The 20,279-nt window shown below is 71.5% G+C and carries 18 protein-coding genes; 12 read left to right on the plus strand and 6 right to left on the minus strand.

The genetic code is table 11. The features are described from left to right. The first annotated feature begins 68 nt into the window (after positions 1 to 68). From B4N89_RS13160 to B4N89_RS13180, 5 genes are all read left to right on the plus strand, one after another. A complete protein-coding gene (locus B4N89_RS13160) occupies positions 69 to 881 on the plus strand; it encodes a hypothetical protein (RefSeq protein ID WP_078976033.1) in 813 nt (270 codons plus the stop codon). Continuing rightward, positions 871 to 2,196: a hypothetical protein gene (locus tag B4N89_RS13165; RefSeq protein ID WP_078976034.1), complete on the plus strand. Its 1,326-nt coding sequence runs from the start codon at positions 871 to 873 to the stop codon at positions 2,194 to 2,196. The genes B4N89_RS13160 and B4N89_RS13165 overlap by 11 nt, the downstream gene beginning before the upstream one ends. Continuing rightward, positions 2,196 to 3,707: an SCO6880 family protein gene (locus tag B4N89_RS13170; protein WP_078976035.1), complete on the plus strand. Its 1,512-nt coding sequence runs from the start codon at positions 2,196 to 2,198 to the stop codon at positions 3,705 to 3,707. The genes B4N89_RS13165 and B4N89_RS13170 overlap by 1 nt, the downstream gene beginning before the upstream one ends. Positions 3,708 to 3,815: 108 nt before the next feature. Next, positions 3,816 to 5,129, plus strand: a complete 1,314-nt coding sequence (locus B4N89_RS13175; protein ID WP_078979334.1) for an ATP-binding protein — start codon at positions 3,816 to 3,818, stop codon at positions 5,127 to 5,129. Then, positions 5,130 to 5,606: a hypothetical protein gene (locus tag B4N89_RS13180; RefSeq protein ID WP_078976036.1), complete on the plus strand. Its 477-nt coding sequence runs from the start codon at positions 5,130 to 5,132 to the stop codon at positions 5,604 to 5,606. It abuts the gene before it with no gap. A 607-nt stretch (positions 5,607 to 6,213) separates the two neighbouring features. Here the strand turns inward: B4N89_RS13180 and B4N89_RS13185 are convergent. The 3 genes from B4N89_RS13185 to B4N89_RS13190 all read right to left on the minus strand — a co-directional run bounded on the left by B4N89_RS13185 (position 6,214) and on the right by B4N89_RS13190 (position 7,469). Next, complete coding sequence (locus B4N89_RS13185; protein WP_078976037.1) at positions 6,214 to 6,480, minus strand: hypothetical protein; 267 nt, start codon at positions 6,478 to 6,480, stop codon at positions 6,214 to 6,216. Positions 6,481 to 6,580: 100 nt separating this feature from the next. Continuing rightward, positions 6,581 to 6,865 (minus strand): hypothetical protein, encoded by a 285-nt coding sequence (locus tag B4N89_RS48960; RefSeq protein ID WP_143657943.1) that lies wholly within the window; start codon positions 6,863 to 6,865, stop codon positions 6,581 to 6,583. A 49-nt stretch (positions 6,866 to 6,914) separates the two neighbouring features. Continuing rightward, complete coding sequence (locus B4N89_RS13190; protein ID WP_078976038.1) at positions 6,915 to 7,469, minus strand: MarR family winged helix-turn-helix transcriptional regulator; 555 nt, start codon at positions 7,467 to 7,469, stop codon at positions 6,915 to 6,917. A 410-nt stretch (positions 7,470 to 7,879) separates the two neighbouring features. Here B4N89_RS13190 and B4N89_RS13195 point away from each other — a divergent pair, with 410 nt between their 5' ends. Next, positions 7,880 to 9,148: an MFS transporter gene (locus tag B4N89_RS13195; protein ID WP_321170688.1), complete on the plus strand. Its 1,269-nt coding sequence runs from the start codon at positions 7,880 to 7,882 to the stop codon at positions 9,146 to 9,148. Between the two features lie 42 nt (positions 9,149 to 9,190). Here the strand turns inward: B4N89_RS13195 and B4N89_RS13200 are convergent, their stop codons facing one another. After that, positions 9,191 to 9,583 (minus strand): winged helix-turn-helix transcriptional regulator, encoded by a 393-nt coding sequence (locus B4N89_RS13200; RefSeq protein ID WP_078976040.1) that lies wholly within the window; start codon positions 9,581 to 9,583, stop codon positions 9,191 to 9,193. Between the two features lie 47 nt (positions 9,584 to 9,630). Between B4N89_RS13200 and B4N89_RS13205 the strand changes: the two genes are divergently transcribed. The 4 genes from B4N89_RS13205 to B4N89_RS13220 all read left to right on the plus strand — a co-directional run bounded on the left by B4N89_RS13205 (position 9,631) and on the right by B4N89_RS13220 (position 13,680). Next, the gene (locus B4N89_RS13205) at positions 9,631 to 10,575 is read left to right on the plus strand and encodes an MBL fold metallo-hydrolase (protein ID WP_078976041.1); all 945 of its coding nucleotides are present in this window, start codon (positions 9,631 to 9,633) and stop codon (positions 10,573 to 10,575) included. A 163-nt stretch (positions 10,576 to 10,738) separates the two neighbouring features. Further along, entirely contained in the window at positions 10,739 to 11,884 is a 1,146-nt protein-coding gene (locus tag B4N89_RS13210) for an acyl-CoA dehydrogenase family protein (protein WP_078979335.1), read from the plus strand. A 64-nt stretch (positions 11,885 to 11,948) separates the two neighbouring features. Further along, positions 11,949 to 12,989: a phosphotransferase family protein gene (locus tag B4N89_RS13215; protein ID WP_078976042.1), complete on the plus strand. Its 1,041-nt coding sequence runs from the start codon at positions 11,949 to 11,951 to the stop codon at positions 12,987 to 12,989. A 238-nt stretch (positions 12,990 to 13,227) separates the two neighbouring features. Continuing rightward, entirely contained in the window at positions 13,228 to 13,680 is a 453-nt protein-coding gene (locus B4N89_RS13220) for a universal stress protein (RefSeq protein ID WP_161500713.1), read from the plus strand. 86 nt (positions 13,681 to 13,766) lie between these two features. Here the strand turns inward: B4N89_RS13220 and B4N89_RS13225 are convergent, their stop codons facing one another. Beyond that, a complete protein-coding gene (locus B4N89_RS13225; protein ID WP_235618601.1) occupies positions 13,767 to 14,510 on the minus strand; it encodes a TetR/AcrR family transcriptional regulator in 744 nt (247 codons plus the stop codon). A 219-nt stretch (positions 14,511 to 14,729) separates the two neighbouring features. On the opposite strand from B4N89_RS13225, the gene B4N89_RS13230 reads away from it, so the two are divergent. Both B4N89_RS13230 and B4N89_RS13235 read left to right on the plus strand, forming a co-directional pair. After that, positions 14,730 to 16,061 carry an NAD(P)/FAD-dependent oxidoreductase gene (locus tag B4N89_RS13230; RefSeq protein WP_078979337.1) on the plus strand — a complete coding sequence of 444 codons (1,332 nt, stop codon included), beginning with the start codon at positions 14,730 to 14,732 and terminating at the stop codon, positions 16,059 to 16,061. A gap of 223 nt (positions 16,062 to 16,284) precedes the next feature. Then, a complete protein-coding gene (locus B4N89_RS13235; protein WP_078976044.1) occupies positions 16,285 to 17,901 on the plus strand; it encodes a SpoIIE family protein phosphatase in 1,617 nt (538 codons plus the stop codon). A 72-nt stretch (positions 17,902 to 17,973) separates the two neighbouring features. On the opposite strand, the gene B4N89_RS13240 is transcribed toward B4N89_RS13235, so the two are convergent. After that, the gene (locus B4N89_RS13240) at positions 17,974 to 19,905 is read right to left on the minus strand and encodes an asparagine synthase C-terminal domain-containing protein (protein WP_161500714.1); all 1,932 of its coding nucleotides are present in this window, start codon (positions 19,903 to 19,905) and stop codon (positions 17,974 to 17,976) included. Positions 19,906 to 20,279 lie beyond the last annotated feature (374 nt).

A 20,279-nucleotide genomic window follows, 5' to 3' on the forward strand; every position in this document is an offset into this window, starting at 1 on the left:
TCGGGGACTGTGTTGTGCGCGCAGGTCGTCCGCGACGTCCGGCCTGCCGCGGTAAGGGGGGACAGGCCATGAGCGACGAGGAACCCGCCACGCGTACCCGCCTGCCCAGACCCACCACCTCACCGGAGGGTCCGGAGCCCAGGCGCAACCCCATACTGTCCGGGATCGGCGTCGTGGTGGTGATCGCCGTGGTCATCGTGTCCCTGCTCTTCGCCGCGAACCGCTCCGACGACGGCGACAAGGGCGGCGCGGACGACACCGCGAAGAGTTCCTCCGCCGCGCCCGAAACCCCGGCGGGGGGACCGCCGTTGTCCGCCGCGCAGGTGCCGGAACGCACCGAGTCGGGCGTGCCCGTCGGCTACCCCCAGACCGCCGAGGGCGCCCAGTCCGCCGCGGCCAACTTCGTCGTCGCGTACGGCTCGGCCCGGATGTTCCGCGCCCAGCCGCGCACGGCGATCATCACCACCATCACCGACCCGGCCGTGCGCGACGGCCTGCTTGCCCGGGCCGACCAGGCGTTCCGGGCGCAGACCACCGTGTTCGGCCTCCAGCCCGACGGCACCGCGCCCAAGGGGCGCGCCTTCGTCTGTCGGGCCGTGCCGATGGGTACCAAGTCCATTGCCTACACCCCAGCTTCGGCCACCGTCGAGGTGTGGAGCGTGGGTGTGGTGGGGCTGGCCGGGGCCGACTCCACCAAGCCCGTGGCCGAGGCGTGGAACACCACCACGATGCGCCTGTCGTGGGTGAACGGGGACTGGAAGCTGACCGAGTTCAGCCAGAAGGAGGGTCCGACACCGGTGTCCGGACTGCAGGATCCGTCCGGCGCCAACGACATCGCCAAGGCCGACGGGGAGTTCGGGGAATTGCGCCATGCACGCTGACCGGGAACGCCGCAGCCTTCGCACCCGATTCCTGACCGCCGGCGGGGTGTTCGCCACCCTCCAGGCCCTGCTCGTGCTCGGCGCCGGCCGCGTATGGGCCGAGCCCACACCCGGCGCCACCACCTCCCCCGGCGCCTCCGCGAGCCCCAGCGCGCCGGCGAGCAAGCCGGAGTGCGACCTGCTCACCGGCCCCGCCAAGGACATCTGCAACAACGGCGGCCCGGGCGCACCGGGTTCGGGCCCCCTCGGCACCGTCACCGACCCACTCGGCTCGATCGCCAAGGGTTGCGCCGACGCGGCCACCTGGATCATCGACAAGCTGGCCGGCGCGGTCAACGACACCACCCAGGTCGACTTCACCAACCCGGGCTTCCTGCGCCAGTACGCGGTGGTGTTCGCCGCGTCCACCTTCCTCACCCTGATCCTGTGGATCCTGGCGGTGGCCAAGCGCGCCGTGCGCGGTGTCCCGATAGGCACCGCGATCAGCGAGGCGATCGGCTACCTGTGGCTGGCGGTGATCGCCTCCGCGTTCACCCCGCTGGTGCTGTACTTGGCGGTCTCGATGACCGACGCGATCACCGCGGCCATCGCGACCGGCACCCAACAGGACACCAACAAGTTCCTCGGCGGCTTCTCCAAGGCCCTCGATCCGGCGAGCGATCTCGGCGGCGGCCCGGTCATGCTGATCTTCGTGTCGCTGCTGTCGATGGCCGCGGCGGCCGTGTTGTGGGTCGAACTCCTGGTCCGCGCCGCGATGTTGTACGTCGGCGCGATCCTGGGCACGGCGGTGTACTCGGGCCTGGTGGACAAGGCGATGTGGCACCACGTGCGGCGCTGGGCCGGGCTCATGATCGCGGTGCTGCTGGCCAAGCCGGTGATCGTGATAGTCCTCGGCCTGGCCACCGCGGTCACCACGGGCGGCAAGGACGACGCGTTCTCCGCGGTGCTCTCGGGCCTGGCGATCCTGTTCCTCTCCATTTTCGCGAGTGTGCTCATCTACCGGTTCGTGCCCAGCATCGGCGACGACATGGCCGCGCTGCACAGCAGCCGCAAGGCGATGCAGTCGTCCGGACCGGCCTCGGCGGTCAACGGACCCGCCACGTACATGAAGCAGGGCATCCAGGCACACGCCTCGCGCGGATCGACCGGTTCCGGCGCAGGCTCTGCCCCGGTGACCGCGAACGCCGTATCGTCGGGCATTGCGGCCCATGGCACCAGGGGCGGGGGATCGGGCGGCGCTCCGGCTCCGACGCCGACCCAACCGCCCAAGGCCAGTCCCGCGGCAACGCCTCACGCGAGGAACGGTAAAGAGTAATGACAACGCAACCGGTCGCCCGACGCCGGACCTTCCTGATCGGCAAGGCCAAACCCACCGCGGTCATCGGCAAGAACCGCGAGCCCGGCGAGATCTTCCTGATCATCGCCGCCGGCGGCCTCGCCCTGCTCTGGGGCCTGGTGGTGCCGATCCTGGTGCTGCGCATCGTGGGTCTGGTCGGTTTCCCGTTGCTCGCCTTCGCCGCGGTGTACATGCCGTACAAGAAACGCACGTTCTACAAGTGGTGGGAGATCAACCGGACCTACAAGCGCACCATCAAGCGGGGCGCGAAGTATCGTTCGGCGGTCACCGAGGCGGGCACCAGGCTGACCGGGCAGGGCGTCGCGGTGGGCGCGCCGCCCGGGGTCGGCCGGGTGGCCTGGGCGAGTGTGCCGTTCGGTCCCGACGACCTGACCGTGCTGATGCACCTGGAGCGGCGCACCGTCACCGCCGCGATCGAGATCGAGGGCCCGGGTGTGGGGCTGCGCGACTCGGAGGACCAGGAGGCGCTGGTCGAGCGGTTCGGCACGCTGCTCAAGCACGTGGCCAACGGCGACGGCTTCGTCACCCGCCTCCAGGTGCTGGCCCGTACGCTGCCGGCCGACCCCGACGCGCACGCGAAGGACGTGGCCCGGCGCGGCGACCACCAGTCGCCGGCGTGGGTGCAGGACTCTTACGAGCAGTTGCAGTCGATGGTGTCCACCTCCTCCGAGCAGCACCGCGCCTACCTGATCGCGTGCATGCACTACACCCGCGAGTTGGCCGCCGAGGCCAATGTGATGGGCAAGGGCGACAAGGGCATCGGCGTGGTGATGGCGCGCGAACTCACCGACGTGTGCGCCCGGTTGACCGAGGCCGACATCCGGGTGCGGCAGCCGCTGAACGAGGCCAGGCTGGCCTCGCTGATCCACTCGATGTACGACCCCGAGCACCAGATCGACGCGTTCGAGGGCATGCAGGCCCGCTACGCCTGGCCCGCCGAGTTGGACGCGACGCACCCGAACTATCTGGAGGCCAAGACCCGCGAGTCGGACTCGGCCGAACCGTGGTGCCACGCCACGGCCTGGATCAAGGAGTGGCCGCTGACCCCGGTCGGGGTCAACTTCCTCGCGCCGCTGCTGGTGCACACGCCCGACGTGATCCGTACCGTCGCGGTGACGATGGACCTGGAGCCGACCGACGTCGCGATCGAGCGCATGCTCACGGAGAAGACGAACGACGACGCCGACGCGGCGCGCGCGGCCAAGATGAACCGGGTGGTCGACCCGCGCGACATGGCCCACACGGGCCGGGTCGACCAGCGCGGCGAGGACCTGGCGGGAGGCGCGGCGGGGGTGAACATCGTCGGCTACATCACGGTGTCCTCGCGCAATCCGGACCAGCTCTCCCGGGACAAGCGCACGATCCGCGCCTCGGCGGGCAAGTGTTTCCTCAAGCTGGAGTGGTGCGACCGCGAGCAGCACCGCGCGTTCGTCAACACGCTGCCGTTCGCGACGGGGATCCGCAAGTGAGCGCGGGCGGTTCGGTCGCAACGAGCGCGGGCGGTTCGGCCGCCCGGGACGGGAAGGGGTGAGCGCGTGCCGGGTCTGATCTCCACGTTGACCCAGGGCTTCGCCGGCATGATCTTCGGCCGGGGCGAGACGCAGCGCCTGCCGGTGCGCACGTCCACCGGCCAGGCCCAGGCGATCTACCTGCCGACCGCCGCGCCCGGGCTCGGCGACTCGGGCGTGATCATCGGGCGCGAGGTGTACTCGGGCAAGGGCTACATCTACGACCCGTTCCAGCTGTACGGCCAGCAACTGCCCGCACCGCACTGGCTGGTGCTCGGCGAGTCGGGCAACGGCAAGTCGGCCCTGGAGAAGACCTACGTCCTGCGCCAGTTGCGCTTTCGCGACCGCCAGGTGGTGGTCCTGGACGCGCAGGGCGAGGACGGCGTCGGCGAGTGGAACCTGATCGCCGAGGCGCTGGGGGTCAAGCCCATCCGGCTCGACCCGAACGACCTCTCCGGCGACGCGGTGCGGCTGAACCCGCTGGACCCGGCGATCGCGGTGACCGGCCAGTTGGCCCTGCTGCGTACGATCATCGAGGTGGCGATGGGCCACGCGCTCCAGGAGCGGGCTGGCTACGCGCTCAAGGCCGCGCACACGCACGTGATGCGCACCGTCTCCGGGCGCCAGCCGATTCTCCCGGACATCGTCGAGGCACTGCGCAATCCGACGCCGGAGTCGTGCGAGTTGCTCCACCTGGACGTCAAGGACGTCCGCGTCTGGGGCCTCGACGTGGCTCTGGTCCTGGACCGCCTCACCGACGGTGACCTCAAGGGCATGTTCGAGGGCCCGACCACGGACGGCATCGACCTCGACTCGCCGCTGATCATCTTCGACCTGTCGCACATCGACCGGAACTCGATCGCGATGCCGATCCTGATGGCGATCGTGGGGGTGTGGCTGGAGCACACCTGGATCCGGCCGGACCGGGTCAAGCGCATCTTCCTGGTGGAAGAGGCGTGGCACATCATCAACAGCCCGTTCGTGGCCCAACTCTTCCAGCGCCTGCTCAAGTTCGGCCGACGCCTCGGCCTGTCGTTCGTGGCGGTCGTGCACCACCTGTCCGACGTGGTGGACGGCGCGGCGGCCAAGGAGGCGTCGGCGATCCTGAAGATGGCGTCGACCCGCACCGTCTACATGCAGAAGGCGGACGAGGCGCGCGCCACGGGCAAGGTGCTCGGCCTGCCCAGATGGGCGGTGGAGATCATCCCGACGCTGACCCCGGGCATCGCGGTCTGGGACGTGAACGGCAACGTACAGGTGGTCAAGCACCTGATCACCGACACCGAACGCCCGATGGTCTACACCGACCGGGCGATGACCGAGGACGCGGTGGAGGAACGGGTGCGGGCCGAGGCGGCGTTGGCCGACGATCCGGCGGCGTAGATGGCGGGGTCGGGACGGCTGCCGGTGCCGCGCGAGCCCACCCCGGGGCGGGTGCCGTCGCGGGGCGTGCCGGACGGCCTGCTGCTCGCGGGGCTGCTGCTGCTCGTGGCCGGCACCACGGTGGTATGGCTGTCCACGGGGCTGGCCGCGCTCGGGTCCGGCAAGGACTGGCCGGACCGGGTCACGTATCACGGCTCGGCGTTGGCGGTGCATCCGCTCTTCACCCACCCGGACGACCTCGCCCACGCCTGGCCGGACACACCACCGGGCCAACTGCCCTCCCCCACCGCGTTCTGGGTGGCCTTCGGTCTGGTGTGGCTGGTGCTGCTGGCCGCCGCGGTGTGGATATTCCGGTGGTGGCTGAGGCGGTTGCGGCGGCGCGCGGACGCGAGGGCGGCGCAGCCGGCGAACCCCCCGCCGCAATCGCCGAATTCCCTCACCCCGAAGCGGAATTCCCGGCTCCCGAATGGGGAATGATGCACTCGCGCGTCCCACGTCGGAGGCGCCCTCGCTCGTGGCCGGGCTGGTCGCCGCGTGGCCGTAGGGTCACCCGACGATCGGCCCGACCCACCACGCTCGCGCCCACATGGCCCCGCCGACAACCACCCTCAACCACCGGCCGAGCTAAACACTCACCCCGACCACACACCAAACCGAGAACACCACCCACCCCAACCCGGCCCAGCGTCTGAGGCCACCCAACAGCAGCAAGCACGCCGCACGCCCAAACTCGGACGCCACCCACCCCAGCCCAGCCGGCGTTTGAGGCCACCCCACAGCAGCGAGCACGTCCGCACGCCGAAACGCGGACGCCACCCACCCCAGCCCGGCCGGCGCTTGAGGCCACCACTCCAGCCCGGCCGGCGTTTGAGGCCACCCCACAGCAGCGAGCACGTCCGCACGCCGAAACGCAGACGCCACCCACTCCAGCCCGGCCGGCGTTTGAGGCCACCCGACAGCAGCGAAGACGGCCGCACGCCGAAACGCAGACGCCACCTACCCCAGCCCGGCCGGCGCTTGAGGCCACCCGGCGCGGGCCGCAGGCAAGGGCGCGGCCCCGCAGGACCATGCGGCCGCGAGCGTTTCAGTCGGTCCAGGTCATGCATTCTTCGCAGCGGTAGGCACGGGGCCCGGACTTGTATTCCACCTTGTCGGACCTTCGGTAGTACTTGCACGCGCGGTTCTTGCAGACCACCGGATGCCCGTCGACCGCGTCCAGGGGCAACGGCGCCGTCTCGTATGTACAGGGCGTCGGGGGCAACTTCTTGTAGTAACCCCCCGTCGCCGGCAGCGCCATCGGGTCGAACGGGGCGTACGCGGCTCCGTCGGACACACCCTCGGATACGGCCATCCACACGCCTCCCGGAACTCCCACGCCTCTCGTGTCCTGGGGACGCTAGCCGAGAAACCGCCCCGGCACGGAGGCTTCGGGAGGGTTCACCCCGAAAGGTTCACGCCCGCTCGGGCCGGATCCAGTCCAACAGCCGCGCCGCATGCGCCCGCACCGGACACGGCGAGGGCACCCCGCACACACAGGTCCCCTCCCCCGTGGGCCGATGCCGCCCCAGGGTCCGGGCAACCACAAGCCGGTAGTCCGACAGCGCGTCCTCGGCCGACCGCGCCCCACGAGGCCGAGGCGCGCGCAACACCCGCGGCGCCGGTCGCGGCAGCCCCGCCGGCAGCGGGCGCTCCAGCCGCTCGATGTCCGTACGCTGCCTCGGAATACGCACTCGCATGTGCCCAGGTCCTCTTCTCGTCCGCCGGCCCGCCGCAGGCGAAACCGCATCACTCCGTGTCGAGTCGCCCACCGGCGTCCGGCTGGGATTCCTCGACCCGCGCCAGCATCCCGCGCAACCCCGCGGCCAGCGCGTGCCGTTCGGCCGGACCCAGGTCCTGGAGCAGACCCGCCTCGAAGACCGCGGCCTCGCGGACCACCCGCAGCCACACGTCGCGCCCGGTACCGGTCAGTTCGACGATCACCCGCACCCGGTTCTGCTCGTCGCGCGTCCGGGTGACCAGTTCCTCGGCGACCATCCGGTCCAGCCGGTGGGTCATCGCCGCGGGGGTCAGCCCGAGCCGGCGGGCCAGGTCGCCGGGGCTGAGCCGGTAGGGGCGGCCGACCAGGACCAGGGCCTTGAGCACCTCCCACTCGGCGTTGGTGATGCCGAGGGCGGTGAGCTGGCGACCGTAGGCCACGCTCATCCGGCGGTTGAGTTTGGACAGCGCGGCCACGATCGTCTCGACCTGCGGGTCCACCTCGGGGAATTCGCGCTGGAAGACGGCGAGGTATTCCTCGATGTCGCCTTCGTCCGGCGTCGCCTGCTCGGCCCCCTCTGTCATGCGGGGAAGTATCCCATCTCCGCACCCCCGGTCCGTCGCGCGCGAACCCGGTCGGCGGTACGCGGTCGGCGCGGGCCGTCGGCGCGGGCCCGTGCCCGGTAATGCATTGGACGCGAACGCTATAGATCCGTATAGTTTAGCTCTGAAGTCTTCAGGCTTGAGGACTCGGACCATCGGATCAGGCACGGCGGCACCGCCGGCGCGGGCCCGGGACACCCCCGGCTGCCCCCGGCGCGCCCGCCTCGACGCGGACCAGGCGATCCCCCTCGCCGGACACGGGCATGCCCCCGTGCCGGCACGGGCCGGATCGGTTGCCCCGTCACGCCCCCGTACCGCCGAGACCCGCCTGCGGACCGATCCCCGCGGGCCGGAACGGCCGGCCCGCGCGACCGACAGTCGGGAGGTGTGTGGTGGCAACCCGGGGCGCTCTGCGTCGAATCCAGCTCGGTAACGCGCTCAGCGCGTTCGGCAGCGGCTTCACGGTGCCGTTCCTGTTCGTATACGTGACGCGGGTGCGAGACCTGTCCGCCGGTCAGGCCGGACTGATGTTCAGCGTGCTCGCGGTCGCCGCGCTGTGCGTACTCCCGATGGTCGGTCCGGCGATCGACCGGCGCGGTCCGCGTCCGGTACTCGCACTCGGCGCGACGGTCGCCGCGCTCGGCTCGCTCACCCTGGGCCTGGCGCGCACCGGCATGTTCGTCATGCTCGGCGCCGCGCTGCTCGGTGCGGGCATCGCCGCGATCCAGCCCGCCCTGGCCACGATGATCGTGCGCCTGACGACGGCGCCGACCCGCGCCCGGGCGTTCGCGTTGCAGTTCACCTTCAACAACCTGGGTCTGGGCATCGGCGGGCTGATCGGCGGGCTGATCGTCGACGAGCACCGGCCCGCCAGCTTCACCCTGCTGTTCGCCATCGAGACGGCGATGTTCCTGGTCCTCGGCGCGGTGTGCGGCACGGTCCGGCTGCCCGCGGTACCGGCGACGCCGGTCGGCACCACGCCGGGCTCGGGCTTTCGGCATCTGCTGCGCAACCGGGCGATGGTTCGGCTGTGCCTGGTGAGCGCGGTGATCTTCTTCACCTGCTACGGCCAGTTCGAGTCGGGCCTGACCGCCTTCGCGACCGAGGTCAGCCGGATCTCGCCGCGCATGCTGGGCGTGGCGCTCGCGGCCAATACCGCGGTGATCGTGCTCGGTCAGCTGACCGTACTGCGCATCACCCAGCGCCGCCGCCGCAGCACGGTGATCGCGGCGACGGGCGTGGTCTGGCTGCTCGCCTGGATCGTGACGGCGGTGTCGGGCCTGGTACACGACAACTCGGTCGCCGCCGCGAGCACGATCGTGATCACCTTCGCCCTGCTGGGTGTGGGCGAATCGCTGCTGGCGCCGACCCTCGGCCCGATGGTCGCCGACCTGGCCCCGGCGCACCTGCTGGGCCAGTACAACGCGGCCCAGTCGCTGGTGAAGCAGTTGGCCATGGCGGCCGGCCCGGCCTTCGCGGGCGTGATGGTCGGCGCGGGCCTGTACGCCCCGTACCTGGCGGTGTTGATGGCCTGCTCGATCCTGATCACGGTGCTGGCGCTGCGCATGCGCCACAGCCTCAACCCCACCCAGAACGGCACGGTGGTCGCCGAGTCGACGCTCACCCGTCAGCCGGCCACCCCCCAGGCCCTCACGGCATAGTCGCAGGGACGCCGACCCGGCCCGCGAGCCGGGTCGGCCGCGTCAGCCGGGTTCCCCGGGCTGCCCCGGACCGGCCGGGCCGGCCTCGGCGGTCGCGGCCCAGCGGCCGAGGGCGGCGAGTTGTTCGCGCAGCGAGCGGCCCAAGGGCGTCAGGGCGTACCGCACCCGGATCGGCGGGCCCGGGAACACCGTGCGATCGACGAACCCGTCGGCCTCCAGCGCGCGCAGCGTGCGGGTGAGCATGCGTCGACTGACGTCCTCGATGGCGCGGTCCAGTTCGTTGAACCCGTGGCTGCCTTCGCCGAGGAGTCGTACGACCGCCGGGGTCCACTTGTCGCCGATCCGGCGCAACACGGCCGTGACCGGGCAGGTTTCGTACCCCTCGGCGGTCACGACGGGGCGGGCCGGCGACGGTGGGACGGCGTCAGGGAACACGAATGTGCCTTCTTCCGGGCTTGTGGCGGGGACCGCATGCTCAGCCTATGCACTCGATCGAACTGGGCAACGTCTCGGTGACCCGCATCGAACACTTCGACAACCGGCCGCTCCCGCCGGCCGAGTTCTTCCCGGGAATCGACCCCGACCTGTGGCGCGCCAACCGCTCATGGCTCGCGCCGGATCACTGGGATCCGGAGGCGGATCGTGTGCGCGTGGCGGTACACACCTGGCTGCTGCGCAGCGCCGGGCGCACGATCGTGGTCGACACCGGTCTGGGCGCGGGTGCGGGCCGACCCGGGATGCCCGAGGGCGCGCCGCTCCCGGCGGCACTGGCCTCCGTGGGAGTGCGCCCGGAGGACGTCGACCTGGTGATCTGTACGCACCTGCACGCCGATCACGTGGGGTGGAACACCCGGGTCACCGATGACGGGGAGTGGGTGCCCACGTTTCCACGTGCCCGGTATCTGTTCTCGCGGCCCGACCTCGACTTCTTCGATCCCGACGGGCTCGTCGAATCCCCCGGGCGCAGTGCCGCCGTGTTCGCCGCCTCGATCGAGCCGATCCTGCGTGCGGGACAGGCCGAGATCTGGGACGACACATACACGATCGACGAGGATCTGCGGCTCACGCTCGCCCCCGGCCACACTCCCGGCCTCGGCGTGCTCACGCTCACGTCGGGCGCGGACCGGGCGGTGTTCGTCGGCGACCTGCTGCACGGGCCGATCCAGATCCTCGAACCGCACGTGTCGAGTTGTTTCTGCCACGACCCGGCGGCGTCGGCGCGGTCGCGACACCGGGTGTTGGCATGGGCCGCCGACCACGCGGCGCTGGTGGTGCCGGCCCACTTCGGCGGGAGTCGGGCGGTGGAGGTCGCTCGCGAGGGCTCGCGGTTCACCGTGCGCAGGTGGGCGGGCTTCTCCGCCGGTTCGACGCCGGGTTCGGCGCGGGGAGCCGCACAGGGCACGGCCCGCGTGGTCCGAGAGCCCTGACCGTGGTCGCTTCGCACATACGCCGACGCGGTGGCCCTCGCGACTCCCGCCCCCTTGATCCCCTCTCGGCGCGCGCCTAGCATGCGTGGACACGGAACCTACCGACCGGTAGGAATGTCCGATCCGGGGCGAGCCGTCGCGCGACCGCATGGGGAGCAATCAGATGAGGGACCGGCACCTCGACGCCGAGCACATCGCCTTTCGGGAGAGTGTTCGGGAGTTCTTTCAGCGGGAGGTCGTGCCCTTCCACGATCAGTGGGAGAAGGACGGGATCGTCGATCGCGCGCTCTGGCTGAAGGCCGGCAAGCAGGGGCTGCTCGGGATCGATGTGGACGAGCGCTTCGGCGGCGGTGGGGTGGCCGACTTCCGCTACCTGGCCATCGCGTCCGAGGAACTGACCCGGGTGGGCGCGTCGGGTGTGGGCTTCGGGCTGCACAACGAGGTGGTCGCGCCGTACCTGAACGACCTCGCCACCGACGAGCAGAAGCGGCGCTGGCTCCCGGGCTTCTGCTCGGGCGAGATCATCACCGCGATCGCCATGACCGAACCCGGCGCGGGCAGCGACCTCCAGGGAGTACGCACCACCGCGATCCGCGACGGCGACCACTACGTCCTCAACGGCGCCAAGACCTTCATCACCAACGGCATCCACGCCGACCTGGTGGTCGTGGTCGCCAAGACCGACCCCTCGGCCAAGGGCAGCAAGGGCATCAGTCTGATCGTGGTCGAGCGGGGTATGCCCGGCTTCGAACGCGGGCGCAACCTCGACAAGATCGGGATGAAGGCGCAGGACACCGCCGAATTGTTCTTCTCCGATGTCCGGGTGTCCGCGACCAACCTGCTCGGCGAGGAGAATCGCGGCTTCTACCACCTGATGCACAACCTGCCCCAGGAGCGGTTGGGCATCGCGTGCAGCGCGGTGGCGGGCGCCGAGCGGGTGTTCGCGCATACCCTCGAATACGTCAAGACCCGCACCGCGTTCGGCCGCACGATCGGCTCGTTCCAGAACACGCGGTTCGAACTGGCGGAGATGGACACCGAGTTGGACATCGCCCGGACCTACCTCGACGACTGCATCATGAAGCACGTCGCCGGCGAACTGGACGCGGTGGCGGCTTCGAAGGCCAAGTGGTGGACCACCGCGCTGCAGAGCCGCGTGGTCGACCGCTGCCTCCAACTGCACGGCGGCTACGGCTACATGCTCGAATACCCGGTCGCCAAGGCGTTCGTCGACACCCGCGTGCAGTCGATCTACGGCGGGACCAACGAGATCATGAAGGAGATCATCGGCCGTTCCCTCGGGATCTGACACACCCCGGCCCGCCGGCCGCACCGCCCCGCCCCCGAGCAGCACCGAAGCGGAGAGTCCCACCATGGCGCAGAGTTCCCCGTCCGAGGCGCTGCGCCCCGAGGCGATCACGACCTGGCTCGCGGAGCGTACGGCCGTGCGACCGCCGCTCGACTTCGAGCTGGTGCTCGGCGGGCGGTCCAACCTGACCTTCGTGGTCGCCGACGCCGACGCGCGCCGGTGGGTGTTGCGGCGGCCTCCGCTCGGGCATGTGCTGGCCACCGCGCACGACATGGGCCGCGAGTACCGGATCCTGGCCGCGCTCGGGGAGGGGCGCACCGATGTGCCGGTGCCGCCGGTGCTCGGGTACTGCGCGGACGACGCGGTCAACGGCGCGCCGTTCTTCGTGATGGACTTCGTCGACGGGCACGTGATCCGCAGCGCCGAGGACGCGAACCGGCTGCTCACGCGGGAGGCCCGCCGCCGGGCGGGGGAACAACTGGCGGACGTGCTGGCCGCGATCCACGCGGTGGACGTGGACGCGGTGGGCCTGGGCGGACTCGGCCGCCGCGAGGACTACATCGGCCGCCAACTGCGGCGCTGGCATCGCCAGTGGGAAGCCACCCGGGTGCCGGGGATCGACACGATCGACGAGGTGCATCGGGCGCTCGCCGCGTCCGTGCCGGAGCAGCAGGGCGCGACGATCGTGCACGGCGACTTCCGGTTGGACAACGTCATCCTGGGTCCGGACGGCACCGTGCGCGCGGTCCTCGACTGGGAGTTGTGCACGCTCGGCGACCCGCTCGCCGACGTGGGCACCACGCTCATGTACTGGGTCGAGGCGGGCGAGGACGGCACACTGCTGCCGGCGGACGGCACCGCGAGCGAGGGGTTCGTCGACCGGGCCGCGTTCGCCGCGCGCTATGCGGCGGCCACCGGTCGGGACCTGAGCCACATCCGCTGGTACCAGGCGTTCGCGTGCTGGCGGCTGGCCTGCATCCTCGCCGGCGTGCTCGACCGCTACACGGCCGGCGCGATGGGCGACCAGGACACATCCGGCCGCTTCACCCCCGACGGCCTGCGGGCCCTGGCGGAGCGGGCGAAGGAGATCCTGGCCGCCGCCTGACCTGCCGAACACCGGACACCGGACGCCTGCGCCGGCGGAGGCCCGAGCCGGCCGGCGCCGTCGGTCCGCCCCGGGCCGTCCCCGACCCGCCCCGCCAACCGCCCGCGCGCCGACGTGCGCGTGTGTATCCTCCGTACCCACCCCGCCGTCCGGGTGGCATTCCGGCGTGGAAGTGAGCGCACGACGCCCCGGTGGTATGGGGCCCTCCACATCCGGTTCCGGTGGACGAGGAGGGCCCATGACCGACGCTGAGCCGAAGGGCGTCGTGGTCGGCGTCGACGGATCGGAACCGTCACGGCGAGCGCTGGACTGGGCGATGACCGAGGCCGAACTGCGCGAACTGCCGCTCTACGTGGTGAGCGCGCAGCCCGCGACGCCCGGCTACGTGGTGATCGCGCCCGGCCCGCACTACCAGGAGGACCTGGAACGGGTGCTCACCGAACTGCGGATCCGGACCGAGGCCACGGTGAGCGAGGTGAACGGCGAGCGCGAACACACGTTTCGCGGCCGAACCGTGGTCCAGGTCCACGCGGGTACGGCGACCGAGGTACTGCTGGGCATGTCCGAACGGCACGAGTTGGTCGTGGTGGGCTCGCGCGGCTCCGGCGGATTCGCCCGCCTGCTGCTCGGCTCGGTCAGCACGGCGGTGGTACACCATGCCGCGTGCCCGGTCCTCGTGGTGCGCGGCTGAGGCACTGTGCGGTCGGTGACGGTGGCGGCGGCGCCGAGCGGCGGTCCGGCCCGCACCACCAGGCGCCCGGACTGCGAGGCTCCGCCTCAACTCAGGAACAACGTGTCCAACTCGTCCTGTGTGAACGGTTTTCCGGGCAGCGGCGAGGAATGTCCCGCATGCAGCCCGTCGAGCAGGATCTCCAGATAGCGACCGGCGATGGTCAACCGCTGTGGATGCGGCAGCCCCGACGGGGGCAACAGACACGACATCATCAGCGAGATGTCGGCGTCGGACACATCGGCCCGAAGCAGGCCGCCGGCCTTGGCCCGGTCGACCAACATGCCCACCGCGTCGTTGAGTTCGGCGCGCGAGGTGCTCATCTCCTCGGTGACCGGAACCCGCCCGCTGAGCGCGGGGAACAATCGGCCGGCACCCGAGCCGACCGCGCGACGTAAGTAGCGGGCCAGGGCGGACCACGCGTCGGGTTCCTCGTCCAGCGCGTTCACCGCCTCGGCCGTCAGCCGGTTGGTCTCGGCGATCATGATGCGCTGGACCAGTGCCTCCTTGCCGGTGAAGCGGCGGTAGATGGTGCCCACCCCCACGCCGGCGCGACGGGCTATCTCCTCCATCGGAGCGTCGTAGCCCAACTCGCCGAACACCTCACGGGCGGCGCGCAGCACCTGCTCCAGATTGCGCCGGGCGTCGGTGCGCAGCTGTGGTGACGGCTCGGCCGGCCTGCTGCGCTGCGGTTTGCGTGCCGATGGAATCGTCGTTGTGTGCCGACCTCCGATGCCGTCGGCTCCGGTGTCCTGCATCTTGGTGGTCCGCGTGCGCGAAGCGCCGCTCATAGCGTCTCCCCCGGAAGGCAAGTGTGTCGATTCCCCCACCAGACCCCGCTTTGCCCAGGGCGTCGAGACTACCCGAACCGACCCCGCCCCAGAAGCGGAATCCGACAGCACGGTTGTGAAGATATCGCTGAACGCTGACGTCTCGTCACCACCAGTACGGACGGTGGAAACCCGTCGAACACCTGGATGCGTCCCCCGGAAAAGGGCAGAGTGGGACGCATGACGACCTCGACTCGGCCCGAGCGCATCCTGATCGTCGGCGGCGGCTATGTCGGCCTGTACACCGCTCTGCGCCTGCAACGGAAACTCAAAACGGGAGAGGCGACGGTGACCGTCGTCGAACCGCAGTCCTACATGACCTACCAGCCCTTTCTCCCGGAGGCCGCGGCCGGCGCCATCTCGCCGCGACACGTGGTCGTCCCCCTCCGGTCGGTGCTGCCCAAGTGCCGGATCGTCACCGGGACCGTCGAGCACGTCGACCACGCGAACAAGACCGCGACCGTCGAACTGATCGGCGGGGAGACCTACCCCGAGCCGTACGACCTGCTCGTGGTCGCGCCCGGCTCGGTGGCGCGCACGCTGCCCATTCCCGGTCTGGCCGAGTGGGGCATCGGCTTCAAGACCGTGGAGGAGGCCATCGCGCTGCGCAACCACGTGCTGGAGCAGTTGGACACCGCCTCCTCGACCCGCGACCCGTCGATCCGCGATCACGCGCTGACGTTCGTCTTCGTCGGCGGCGGCTACGCGGGTGTCGAGGCGCTGGCGGAGTTGGAGGACATGGCCCGCTATGCCTGCCGCTACTACCACAACATCACCCCCGCCGACATGCGCTGGATCCTGGTCGAGGCATCTCCCCGGATCCTGCCGGAAGTCGGCGAGGACATGGGCCGGTACACGGTTGCCGAATTGCGCCGACGCGGCATCGACGTACGCCTGAACACCCGCCTGGAGTCGGCGGTGGACCGGCACGTGGTGCTCTCCGACGGCACCGAACTCGACGCGAGCACGCTGGTGTGGACCGCCGGCGTCAAGCCCAGCCCGATGCTGCTCTCCACCGATCTGCCGCTGGACGACAAGGGCCGGCTCCGGGCCCGGGCGACGCTGGAGGTGGACGGCGTACCGGGGGTGTGGACCGCGGGGGACTGTGCGGCGGTGCCCGATCTGACCAAGCCGGGCGAGGAGTTCACCGGGCCCAGCGCGCAGCACGCGGTGCGCCAGGCCCGGGTGTTGGCCGACAACATCGTGGCCAGGCTGCGTCGTCAACCGCAGCGGCAGTATCGGCACAAGTACGCCGGATCGGTCGCGTCCCTCGGGCTGCACAAGGGTGTCGCGCAGGTCTACGGGATCAAGACCAAGGGCCTGCCGGCCTGGTTCATGCACCGCACCTACCACCTCAGCCGGGTGCCCACGGTGAACCGCAAGATGCGCATCATGGCGGAATGGACACTGGCCCTGATGTTCCGGCGCGAGATCGTCTCGCTGGGGTCGATCGAACACCCGCGCGCCGAATTCGAGTACGCCACCCGAGGCGACCGCCGGCGCACCGGGTAGGCACGCGCGACCGCCGGGCTCGTAGGCTGCCGTGTTGTCCGAGGGTTGAGTGTGTCGCGACCGGGTCCCGTACATTGCCACAGCGCACTGCTGCGGTACCCCGAACGGGGGCCCGGTCAGGGGACGTGATTCCCTCACGGCCGACTTTCGCCCACACTGGGGATGTCACCTGCGGTATATCTCCATGCGCTTTGCGTGAACGAACTCTCCAGGAAGCGAGCGGTTGAACATCACTCGGTGGGGCGCCCGGCTGGCCGGTGACCGGCGCCGCTCGGTGCCGGCGGCACGCAGCCAGGAATCGAACGACACCTTCCCGCTGCGCGACGTGCTGGCCCACGCGCCCGCGCTGATCGCGGTCACCCGGGGGTCGAATCACGAGCTGTGTTACGTCAACGACGCCTACCGGGCGGTCTTCGGCGCACGCAGGTCGGGGGTGCCGGCGCGGGACGCGCTGCCCGAACTCGCCGAGCACGGGCTGCTGACCCTGATGGACCAGGTCTATCGGACCGGGCGCGGGCGTACGGTACGGGCGCGGCGGGTGGATCACCGCGGCGAGACGTACCCGGGCATGCCGGAGAGCGAGCGCAGGCACGGCTACTACACGTTCGTCTGCACGCCGGTGCGCCCCGAGGCGGCCGGGCGGGGCGGGGACACGCGCGGTGTGCTGGTGTTCGCGGTCGACGTCACCGACCAGGTCCAGGCCACCGACCGGTTGCGGGAGAGCGAGCGGCGCCACCGGCAGGCCGCGGTCACCCTGCAGCGGAGCCTGCTGCCGCAGCGGTTGGAGAACCCCGACGACCTGATCGTGGCCGCGAAGTACCTGCCCGGCGGCACCGACGCGGCGGTGGGCGGCGACTGGTACGACGTGATCACCCTGGGCGCGGGGCGCACCGCGCTGGTGATCGGCGACGTGATGGGCCGCGGGGTGCGGGCCGCGGCGGTGATGGGCCAGCTGCGCACGGCGGTACGGGCGTACGCGCGGCTGGACCTACCGCCGCACGAGATCCTGCAACTGCTCGACGAGACCGCGATGGAGATCGACGCCACCCAGATCGCCACCTGCGCCTACGCGGTCTACGACCCGGGCGAGGGCGTGCTCACCTACTCCACGGCGGGCCATCTGCCGCCGCTGGTGCGCGACGGCGACGACGTGATCCACAAGCTGGACGACGCCAACGGGCCGCCGCTGGGCACCGGGGCGAGTTGGCCGCACACCTCGGGACGGATCACCCTGGATCCGGGCTCGACGGTGGTGCTGTACACCGACGGCCTGGTCGAGCGTCGGGGCGAGGATCTGGACGAGGGCATCGACACGCTCGGCGCCGCGCTGCTGTCGTCGGTGGGCGAGCCGGAGGCGGTGCGCGACCACCTGATCGCGCACATGCAACTGCCCGAGGAGCACGACGACGACATGGCCATGCTGGTGCTGCAACTGCCGCGGCGCGAGGGGGCGCAGGCGCGGCTGTTCCGGACCGCGTCGCTCGACCTGCTCGGGGGCAGTGAGGTGGCCGCGCGGGGGCGGGCGTTCACGTCCGGGGTGCTGGCGAGTTGGCAGGTGGGCGAGGAGCTGCGCGAGCTGGGGGTGCTGGCGGTGAGCGAGTTCGTGGCGAACGCGCTCACGCATGGCGCGGCCCCCATGCGGTTGCGCCTTCGGCGCACGGATCGGCGGTTGATCGTCGAGGTGTCCGACGCGGACGACCACGTGCCGCGGCGGCGCCGGGCGGCGGCCGACGACGAGAGCGGCCGGGGCGTGGCGATCGTGGCCACGATCGCGAAGTCGTGGGGGAGCCGGTTGACGGACGAGGGCAAAACGGTCTGGTGCGAGTTCCCGTTGGGCTGACCGGGATTGGACCTCGGTGCTGGTCCGGCGGGCGCCCGGCCGGTGACGAACGGCCGGGCGCCCGCGGCTTCGTTACGCCACGGCGGCGGCGATGCGGATGCCCGGGGCGGAGCTGGGGGTGGCGTCCCAGCGCATTACCCGGCCCTCCCAGACGCCGCGCAGCCACAGCTCGGCCGAGACGATGTCGGCGAGCGGACCCAGCGGCAGGTCCGGGCGGACGGCCTGGTCGCCCTTGGCCAGGCTCGGGCCGCCGATGGCCAGGTCGAGCGCGTGCCGCACCCCGACCGGGTCCAGCACGCCCAACTCGCCCAGCAGCGGGTCGGCGAACAGCTCCCGCAGCGCGCGCGCGTTGATCCGCAGCCCGCGCCGCTCCGCCTCGGTGTAGTCGGCCCGGTGCACGGTGCCGAGCGCGTGCGAGGGGATCAGCCCCTGTACGGCCGCGGTGAGCAGCGCCCTGGGGCCGTCGTCCCGATCCCGCGCCCAGGCCGGCAGCGCGAGCCCGGCGCGCACCACGGCGGTGTCCAGGTACGGCGCCTGGACCCGCACCCCGACCCGCTCGGCGAGTTGCTGATAGGCCCGTTGCCGTTCGGCCGCCCGGCGGACCGCGACCCATGCGGCGCGGTCCCCCGGACGGCCGTGGACAGCCGGGTCCGCGGCGACTACGGATCCGGCGGAGACCACCGACTCGCCCGCGAGGCGGCGCAGCGACACGGCGAGGCGGTGGCGCATGTCCGGCGTCGTCCAGACCGCCGTGGGGGCCGCGGTGCACCACGCGATGGCGGCGGCCGGGCCCGCGTCCACCCGACCCGAGCCCGCGAACACCTCGGCGAGCCGGTCGAGTGCCTGGGGGAAGGTGGTGCGGGCGACCCGGCTCGCGGTACTCGCCAACTCGAGGCCGCTCATCCCGAGGTTGCGCCCCCAGGTGCGGGCGTGCCGGGCGGTGGTGACCCGGCGGCGGTCCATCGCGAGGTCGGCGAGGTAGGCGAGCGGGGTGCCCAGTACGGCGTCACCGCCGTAGCCGGTGACGTGCATGTCGATGCCGGCGTCGCGAACGGCCTCCAGGGTGCGGCCCGTTCGGGCCATCCCGATCAGCGAGAAGCCGGGCTCGTCGGGCATCACCGTGCCGTCGAGCACGTCGGCGAGGCCGGTGTAGGGCAGGTGGTCCACCCCGCCCGGGATCACCAGGTGGCGCAGCCGCGCCGAGCGGGCCACGATGTCGGCCGCCGAGGCCGGGTCGCCGGGGGCGCACGGCTCGGCCCAGGTGACCGCGACCAGGTCGCGCGCGGTGCCCTTGGTGAGCGCGCGCGCGCCGAGGAGCGCGAGCACCGCGGAGTCGCGCCCGCCGGACAGATCGGCGCCCGGGCGCTCGGATTTGGCCACTCGCCGGCCCACCGCGTCGGTGAGCGCGCGCCCGAGCGCGTCGGCCGCACCGGGGAAGTCCAGGGGGGAGCGGTGTTGTTCGTAGAGCCGCACCCGGGCCACGCCGTGGGTGAGTTCGAGCGCATGGCCCGGTTCCAGCCGGCTCACGCCGGTGAACATCGAGCGTCCGGCGACCAGTTCGGGCACGTCGGGGCAGGCGAGGCGGGCCGCGAACGCCTCGGTGTCCAGGCCCGCCCGGGTCAGGTCGGCGAGCGGAAGCGCGTGCGAGGCGTAGACCACGCCGTCGCCCGGGTCGGCGTGGAACACCTGGCGGACACCGGCGAGATCGCCCAGCACCACGGTACGCCGACCGCTGCGCAGCACCACGTGGTAGCTGCCCGCCCAGCCGGTCAGGTGCCGCAGCGCCCCACCGCGGGCCACCGCGAGGCCGACCTCGAGTTCGGCGTCGGTGGCGCCGCAGACGCCGAGCACGGCCATCCGCAACCTGCCCCGACTGACCACCCGTACCTCGTCGGCGGGCCAATCGCCCACCAGCCACAGCGGATCGGAGCCATCCCACAGCGTCCTGGCCCCGGTCGGCCGGGCCACGCTCGGGCTCTCGGACGTCCCTGCGAACCAGCGCATCTCGACCCCCTTCGGGTAAACGGCACCGCGCAAACCCACCATGGATGCCGGCCGTACAGGCTCCGACGGTTCCATGGAACCAAGGTTAGGCAAGCCTGAGTAGAGCGCATTCGACGGCGCACGGGGACACGCACCCGGCGCATGGTTCCTTTTGACCGTGCCTGCGTACTGACGTGTCGTCAAGTACTGTCTGTCAACGATTGCTCACCCGGCTTGGGAATCGCTTGGCCGAGCGTTGCCCCGCGGGCGGCCCGAACGGCCGGGTCGGGCGCAACACCTCGGACAACACCCCGGATTGGCGAATATCTCCCTTACCGAGGGTGGCCGGTCCGGTTACGCTGAGGCGGACGGAGGGTTGCCTTTGGGGGCAAACT

Origin of the sequence: Embleya scabrispora, assembly GCF_002024165.1 — a bacterium.
Lineage (GTDB): Bacteria > Actinomycetota > Actinomycetes > Streptomycetales > Streptomycetaceae > Embleya > Embleya scabrispora_A.

Excerpts from the sequence above, each read along its gene's own strand:
- B4N89_RS13160 (WP_078976033.1), top strand. The coding sequence starts at position 69 with ATGAGCGACGAGGAACCCGCCACGCGTACCCGCCTGCCCAGACCCACC.
- B4N89_RS13165 (WP_078976034.1), top strand. The coding sequence starts at position 871 with ATGCACGCTGACCGGGAACGCCGCAGCCTTCGCACCCGATTCCTGACC.
- B4N89_RS13170 (WP_078976035.1), top strand. The coding sequence starts at position 2,196 with ATGACAACGCAACCGGTCGCCCGACGCCGGACCTTCCTGATCGGCAAG.
- B4N89_RS13175 (WP_078979334.1), top strand. The coding sequence starts at position 3,816 with ATGATCTTCGGCCGGGGCGAGACGCAGCGCCTGCCGGTGCGCACGTCC.
- B4N89_RS13180 (WP_078976036.1), top strand. The coding sequence starts at position 5,130 with ATGGCGGGGTCGGGACGGCTGCCGGTGCCGCGCGAGCCCACCCCGGGG.
- B4N89_RS13185 (WP_078976037.1), bottom strand. The coding sequence starts at position 6,480 with ATGGCCGTATCCGAGGGTGTGTCCGACGGAGCCGCGTACGCCCCGTTC.
- B4N89_RS48960 (WP_143657943.1), bottom strand. The coding sequence starts at position 6,865 with ATGCGAGTGCGTATTCCGAGGCAGCGTACGGACATCGAGCGGCTGGAG.
- B4N89_RS13190 (WP_078976038.1), bottom strand. The coding sequence starts at position 7,469 with ATGACAGAGGGGGCCGAGCAGGCGACGCCGGACGAAGGCGACATCGAG.
- B4N89_RS13205 (WP_078976041.1), top strand. The coding sequence starts at position 9,631 with ATGCACTCGATCGAACTGGGCAACGTCTCGGTGACCCGCATCGAACAC.
- B4N89_RS13210 (WP_078979335.1), top strand. The coding sequence starts at position 10,739 with ATGAGGGACCGGCACCTCGACGCCGAGCACATCGCCTTTCGGGAGAGT.
- B4N89_RS13215 (WP_078976042.1), top strand. The coding sequence starts at position 11,949 with ATGGCGCAGAGTTCCCCGTCCGAGGCGCTGCGCCCCGAGGCGATCACG.
- B4N89_RS13220 (WP_161500713.1), top strand. The coding sequence starts at position 13,228 with ATGACCGACGCTGAGCCGAAGGGCGTCGTGGTCGGCGTCGACGGATCG.
- B4N89_RS13225 (WP_235618601.1), bottom strand. The coding sequence starts at position 14,510 with ATGAGCGGCGCTTCGCGCACGCGGACCACCAAGATGCAGGACACCGGA.
- B4N89_RS13230 (WP_078979337.1), top strand. The coding sequence starts at position 14,730 with ATGACGACCTCGACTCGGCCCGAGCGCATCCTGATCGTCGGCGGCGGC.
- B4N89_RS13240 (WP_161500714.1), bottom strand. The coding sequence starts at position 19,905 with ATGCGCTGGTTCGCAGGGACGTCCGAGAGCCCGAGCGTGGCCCGGCCG.